At 61.5% G+C, this 7,087-nt stretch carries 5 protein-coding genes; all 5 read left to right on the top strand.

Annotated elements, in window-relative coordinates:
* Window positions 1–1,450 (top strand): cobaltochelatase subunit CobN (locus M9827_RS10265; protein WP_250605343.1); only part of this gene is annotated, 1,450 nt, incomplete at its 5' end.
* A gap of 239 nt (window positions 1,451–1,689) precedes the next feature.
* Window positions 1,690–2,691, top strand: coding sequence for a magnesium chelatase ATPase subunit I (locus M9827_RS10260; protein WP_250605342.1), 1,002 nt, complete (start codon window positions 1,690–1,692; stop codon window positions 2,689–2,691).
* A complete protein-coding gene (locus M9827_RS10255) occupies window positions 2,616–3,356 on the top strand; it encodes a vWA domain-containing protein (protein ID WP_502943436.1) in 741 nt (246 codons plus the stop codon). Before M9827_RS10260 ends, M9827_RS10255 begins: the two co-directional genes overlap by 76 nt.
* A 174-nt stretch (window positions 3,357–3,530) precedes the next feature.
* On the top strand, window positions 3,531–5,177 hold the full coding sequence (locus tag M9827_RS10250) for a phospholipase D-like domain-containing protein (protein WP_250605341.1): 1,647 nt from the start codon (window positions 3,531–3,533) through the stop codon (window positions 5,175–5,177).
* A 318-nt stretch (window positions 5,178–5,495) separates the two neighbouring features.
* Window positions 5,496–7,055: a TerC family protein gene (locus tag M9827_RS10245; RefSeq protein ID WP_250605340.1), complete on the top strand. Its 1,560-nt coding sequence runs from the start codon at window positions 5,496–5,498 to the stop codon at window positions 7,053–7,055.
* Window positions 7,056–7,087 lie beyond the last annotated feature (32 nt).

The following is a 7,087-nucleotide window of genomic DNA, read 5'->3' as shown; positions in this document are numbered from 1 at the left end:
TGCTCGCGAAGGCGTCGTGTCAGTCGCTAAAGATTTACCTGATCCACCGCTTTCGCGAGCAGGCTCGCTCCCACAGGGACCGGCGTGGGCGGAGGTCAGTGCAATCATCGACAATCTGCGCGAAGTCGTCGCCCCACGCCTCGATGCCTGCGGCCCCGCCGAAATGCGCGGTCTGCTTGACGCCCTCAGCGGTCGCTTCGTCCCTGCCGGCCCGAGCGGTGCGCCCAGCCGTGGTCGCCTCGACGTCCTGCCCACCGGGCGCAATTTCTACTCGGTCGACGTGCGTAACCTGCCGACCACTACTGCGTGGCGCATCGGTTTCCAGTCGGCGACGTTGATTCTGGAACGGCACCTGCAAGACCACGGCGATCACCTGCGCCAGCTCGGATTATCCGTGTGGGGCACCGCGACCATGCGCACTGGCGGCGATGACATCGCCCAGGCCATGGCGTTGATGGGCGTGCGTCCGGTGTGGGCCACCGGCAGTCAGCGCGTCGATGATTTCGAGATTCTGCCGCTGAGCCTGCTCGACCGTCCGCGCGTCGATGTGACGCTGCGAGTCTCCGGGTTTTTCCGTGATGCGTTTGCCAACCTGATTCGCCTGTTCGACGCCGCCGTGCAAGCGGTAGCCGCGCTGGACGAGCCGGATGATCTCAACCCGTTGGCCGCGAAAGTGCGTGCCGAGCGCGAGGCACTGCAGCAATCGGGCCTTGATGAAGACACCGCGCGGCGTCAGGCGGGTTGGCGGATCTTCGGCGCCAAACCCGGCGCGTACGGCGCAGGTGTGCAGGGCGCCATCGACGGTCGCTTGTGGCAAAGCCGCGAAGATCTCGCTGAGGTTTATCTGAACTGGGGCGCGTACGCCTATGGCGGAGCTGATGAGGGCACCGCTGCGCGCGAGCAGTTCGTTCAGCGCCTGAGTCAGGTACAAGCGGTGCTGCAGAATCAGGACAATCGCGAGCACGATCTGCTCGATTCCAATGATTACTACCAGTTCCAGGGCGGCATGCTCGCTGCCGTGGAAAGCCTGCGCGGTGAAGCGGCGGCGAGTTATCACGGCGATCACAGCCAGCCGGATCTGCCGAAGATTCGCACCTTGAAAGAAGAGCTGAACCGGGTGATCCGCTCGCGGGCGGCCAATCCGAAATGGATCGACGGGGTCAAGCGCCACGGCTATAAAGGCGCGTTCGAAATGGCCGCGACGGTTGATAACCTGTTCGCGTTCGATGCGACGACGCAGTTGATCGATGACCACCAGTACGCGTTGTTGGCCGACGCTTATCTGCTGGATCCGGCAACGCGGGAATTTGTTCGTGAGCACAATCCGCATGCGCTGCGAGACATGACCGAGCGCTTGCTTGAGGCGCAGCAGCGGGGGATGTGGCAGGAACCGGGGGCTTATAAAGAAGCGCTGGAGAATCTGCTGCTGGATATTGAGGAGGATATGTAGCGTCCTCAGGAAAGTCACCCCCTCACCCCAGCCCTCTCCCCCAAGGGGGCGAGGGGGGAAGGGAGCCGATTTGTGTACTGTTCAGAATCGAAGTCAACTCGATAATTCAGGTCGGCGCAACTTGCAAGAACACCGCAATCAGTTCCCTCTCCCCCTGGGAGAGGGCTAGGGTGAGGGCCACCCCGACTGACACACCACAACACTCAAGCACAGCAAAGACCACGACAGAGAAAACCCAAATGACCGATACCCCGCATTTCCCCCTCTCCGCCGTGGTTGGCGCCGATGACCTGAAACTCGCCCTGTGCCTCACCGCCATTGACCCGAAAATCGGCGGTGTGCTGATCGAAGGCCCGCGCGGCATGGCCAAATCCACCCTGGCCCGGGGCCTGGCCGATCTGCTTGCCAGCGGTCAATTCGTCACCTTGCCGCTGGGCGCCACCGAAGAGCGTCTGGTCGGTACCCTCGATCTCGACGCCGCCCTGAGCGAGGGGCGTGCGCAGTTCTCGCCGGGTGTGCTGGCCAAGGCTGACGGCGGCGTACTCTATGTCGATGAAGTCAATTTGCTGCCCGATCACTTGGTGGATCTACTGCTCGACGTTGCCGCCAGCGGTACCAATCTGGTCGAGCGCGACGGCATTTCCCATCGGCATTCGGCGAAGTTCGTGCTGATCGGCACGATGAACCCGGAAGAGGGCGAGTTGCGTCCGCAACTGCTCGACCGCTTTGGCCTGAACGTCGCCCTCAGTGGCCACACGGCACCGACCGAACGTGGGCAGATCATCCGTCGCCGACTGGATTTCGACAGCGACCCGCAAGCGTTCTGCGCACAATGGCAAACCGAGCAGCAAGCCTTGCGTGCGCGCTGCGAACACGCTCGTGGTGCCTTGGCCAACATTGCGCTGGACGATGCCGCACTGGCGCAGATCACCGAGCGTTGTTTCGCCGCCGGGGTGGATGGTCTGCGTGCTGATCTGGTCTGGTTGCGCGCGGCGCGTGCCCACGCGGCATGGCGCGGGGCAGGGGTGATTGGCGAGGAAGACATCGACGCCGTGGCCGAGTTTGCCCTGCGCCATCGGCGCCGTGAGCAAGCGCCGTCGAGCCCGCCGCAACCGGCACAGTCGCCGGCCGCGACTCAGGCTTCACCGAGCGAAGGGCAAGGGCAGTGGGGCGACATGCCGGCGCCTGCGCTCGCCACCGGCGCCCGCCGCGAAGTGCCGAGCTGGCCAAAAAAGCCTTAGGCATTCGCCCCCGATCCGACGCGGGGGCGAATGCCAGACCCCGCGCCGGTCGGCTGGACAACGGACGCCAAGGCAAGCGCCATACCGCCCGCAGTGGCACGGTGAACTGGCCGGGCACGTTGCTCAAAGGGCGACCTCGAACGCGTGAAGATCTGCTGTTTCAACTGCGCACGCGTTCACCACATGAACTGTGGCTGGTCATTGTCGATGCCTCGGCGTCGACCCGGCGCCATCACGCCTTGAGCGATGCCAAAGGTCTGCTCGCGCAACTGTTCGATGACGCTTACCGCCAACGGGCGCGACTGGCTTTGCTGACGGCCAGCGGTTCGGCGCCAAAATGGCAGGTGCAGGGATTGAAAGCGTCCAGCGGCTTGCGTGCCTGGCTGGAGACTTTGGGGGCAGGCGGCGGCACACCGTTGCTGGCGGCGCTGGAGCAGGCAGAACAGTGGCTGACGCTGCGGCGCAAGCGCTTTCCCGCCGAGCAGCAGAGGCTGCTGGTGGTGACCGATGGGCGTTTGAAACAGTGCTCGGGATTGTCGGCGCTGGGGTGTCCGGGGTTGTTGATCGATATCGAGCGTGGGCCGATTCGGTTGGGCCGGGCCAAGGATCTGGCGATGGCGCTGGATGCCGAGTATCGACATATCGATGAGCTGATTTCGCCCTGATACTTTCCGTGTCTGCTCGGGCCTCATCGCGAACAGGCTCGCTCCCACCTTGGAATGCGTTCAACTGTGGGAGCGAGCCTGCTCGCGAAGGCATCGACTCGGTACCCGGTCAGGAACACCAAAACCCGCCTCACTGCACTATGCTGCCCCCAGCCCAATCACAAGGAGTGAACGATGCGCGTGCTGGTCAAAAACCCCCAAGACGACTTCCGCGTCAAAGCCTATGCCGGCACCAACGGCGTGCTGCTGGCCATGGATCTGGCCGAGCCCCGGCGCAAAGGCCTGCTGGGGTTTGCCATCGAAAAACAGCAGGGCACCAAACCCTGGTTGTTTCTGTTCAACAGCCTGACGTTCCCTGACAAGGCCCATACGTTCCCGCAGTTCCACGCCACACCGAGCGATATCGCGCCGCTGCAAAAATTTCGCTGGGCCGATTACGCGGTCAATCCGGGCATGACTCTCCACTATCGCGTGCATCTGGCCTACGGCACCGCCGATGCCGTGCAGTTGGGCGAGTCGCTGGAGCTGACGATCGCCTCCGATGACGGTCACCCGAGCAATCAAAGCGTGATATTCAATCGCGCCGTTGCTGCCAGTCAGGCATTCCAGCGCAAGTTCCCCGAACTGGACGCACTGATCAGCGCCAACAAGAATATGCCCATCGAAGCCTGGCCCGACGCGCCACGGCAATGGCTGGAAAACGGCTTGCTCGCACGGTTGCTCGGGTTTATCGAGCGTGCGGTCGATGGTCAGTGGGCTCTGGACATCGCGATCTACGAGTATCAGTTGCAGGCAATTGTCGATGCGGTGAACGCGGCGTTCGCGCGGGGCGTGCAGGTGCGTGTGCTGTATCACGCCCGCGTGGATGACGAAGACACTACGATCAACGAAGCGAGCCTGGCGGCATTGCCTGCGGCGAACAAGCGTGGGCGAGTGACCCACAACATCTTTCACAACAAATTCATGGTTCTGAGTCGTGTCGATGCCAGTGGCACTCATCAGCCTGAAGCGGTTCTGTGTGGCAGCACCAATTTCACCGCCAATGGGGTTTATCGGCAGGCCAACGTGGTGCACGTGCTGGATGATGATTCGATCGCCGCGAGTTATCTGCAGACGTTCGAGCAGATCTGGGCGCAGCCGGACGATGTCGGCGCAACCCGTGACTGGATTACCGAACATAACCCGATGAACCCGCAGCAACCGTTGTTCGCCGGGTTCTCACCGCGTACCGGCGGGGCGGATTTGCAGGCGTTTGTGCGGATTATCAGCGCGGCAAAAAAAGACGTGCTGTTCGTCACCGCGTTCTCTCTGCCGGACGCCATTTTGAATGCTTTGCTGGGTCAGCCCCACGACGACATTTTGCGTTATGGCCTGCAAAACACCGCCAGCCGCATTAGCGGATTCCACGCCGACCGCAGTGCCGAATTCGCCGCCACGGCGCTGCTCAACACCGGGCTGGAAGGCTGGCTGCGCGAGAACATGAAGGGCCAGAAAGGTAATCTGCTGGTGCACACCAAAGCGGTGGTCACCGACTTCACCACGGACACGCCGACGATCATCAGCGGCAGCCACAACCTCAGCGCTTCGGCCAGTAACGGCAATGACGAAAACTACCTGATCATTCGCGGCGACACCGATCTGGCGGATCGTTACGGGCTGGAGCTGCTGCGGTTTTATGAGCATTATCGCTTCCGCTATTTTGCGAAAAAACTGGCGTTGAAGCAGGTGAGTCCGTTGGCGGTGGATGAGCGTTGGACGAATGACTATTACATCGAAGGGGATTTGCGGCAGTTGTCACGGTTGCGCTTCGCGGGGCGCTGACACCGTCCTGTAGGAGCTGCCGCAGCTCCTACAGGGAAATCTGGAAGGCTGTTACAGATTTTGAAATGATTTGCCGCTGTAGGAAATGTTCCCAAAGCCTGTACGCTCCAAGGCCGTTTTTCATTCAGGACCTACATGAACACCCTCTCGGAGCCTCCCAGTTACCGCTTCCCCTCGCGCCATGGCGCGGTCTTGACGCACTCGCAGCATCCGGTTTTCCGACATCCGACTATCGTTGCCAACGCGGCCCCAGAGCCTTCGCGTTGCGCTTTGCCGTGTCCGGCAGCCTGAATTCATCGAGAGAGATAGAGACGTTTTATGGAATGGTTAGCGGATCCCACAGCCTGGTTGGGCTTGTTGACATTGATCGTGCTGGAACTGGTGCTGGGTATCGACAACCTGGTGTTCATCGCAATTCTGGCGGACAAACTGCCGCCGCATCAGCGTGACCGTGCGCGGATTATCGGCCTGTCGTTGGCGCTGATCATGCGTCTTGGCCTGTTGGCGAGTATTTCCTGGCTGGTGACGTTGACTCAGCCATTGTTCGAGGTGTTCGGCAAGAGCTTCTCCGGTCGCGACCTGATCATGCTGTTCGGTGGTGTGTTCCTGCTGTTCAAGGCCACCATGGAATTGCACGAGCGCCTTGAGGGCCACATCGGCGAACGCACGACCAGCGCCGCTTATGCGATGTTCTGGCCGATCGTCGCGCAAATTGTGGTGCTCGACGCAGTGTTCTCCCTCGATGCGGTGATCACGGCCGTGGGCATGGTCGATGAACTGGCGGTGATGATGATCGCGGTGATCATCTCGATCGGCTTGATGATTGTCGCCAGCAAACCGCTGACACGCTTCGTCAACGCGCATCCGACGGTGATCATGCTGTGTCTGGGCTTCCTGATGATGATCGGTTTTGCCCTGACGGCTGAAGGTCTGGGCTTCCACATTCCGAAAGGTTATCTGTACGCCGCCATCGGTTTTTCGATTCTGATCGAGGTGTTCAACCAGATCGCCCGGGCTCGCCGCAAGCGCTCGATGCAAGGGCTGCGGCCGATACGTGAACGCACGGCGCACGCGGTCATGCGCTTGCTGGGCGGACGCAAGCTGGCGGCGGAAGAGGTCGGCGAGGAAATTTCCGATTTGCTCGACGACGGTGACGCGCCAAGTGCCGAACTGTTCGACCGTCGCGAACGGGTGATGATCAGCGGCGTGCTGCAACTGGCCGAACGCCCGATTCGCGGGCTGATGACCGTGCGCGCCGATGTCGACACGCTTGATCTGGCCGAAGATCGCGAGGCGATTCGTACGCGCTTGATGCACTCGTCCTACTCGCGTCTGCCGTTGATTCGCAACGGTGCGGTGGATGAGCCGCTGGGCTTTGTGCACAAGAAAGAACTGCTCAAGGAGTACCTGGCCGGCACCGAGCCGAACCTGGAACATCTGGCACGCAAGACCATCAATTTGCTCGACAGCTATTCGATTCTGAATGCGCTGGAGCAGATGCGCGCCGCCTCGACCCACATTGCTTTTGTGGTCAACGAATTCGGTGATTTCGTCGGGGTGTTGACCATGACCGACATCCTCGAATCGATTGCCGGCGAGTTGCCCGATGCCAGCGAAATCGAAGGCCCGGACGTGGTCGAGGAGCAGGGCGGGTTCGTGGTCAGCGGCGCGCTGAACTTGATGCGTGTGCGTGAGCGCACAGGCTTTGGTGCGCAACCGACCGAGGACTATCAAACCCTGGCCGGGTTGGTCATGAGCCTGCTGGATCGCTTGCCGGTCATCGGTGATCGTCTGGAACTTGAGGGCTGGCAGATGACGGTCAAAGCGGTGGAAGAACGACGGGTGACGCGGGTGTTGTTGGTGCGTGCGCTTGCGTAATACTTGAGTTCTCTCGCTCCCACGGTGGAATG

Source organism: Pseudomonas sp. AKS31, assembly GCF_023634765.1.
Classification (GTDB): Bacteria; Pseudomonadota; Gammaproteobacteria; order Pseudomonadales; family Pseudomonadaceae; genus Aquipseudomonas.
The sequence above is the reverse complement of the archived record's forward strand: the minus strand, read 5'-3'. Positions and strand labels throughout refer to the sequence as shown.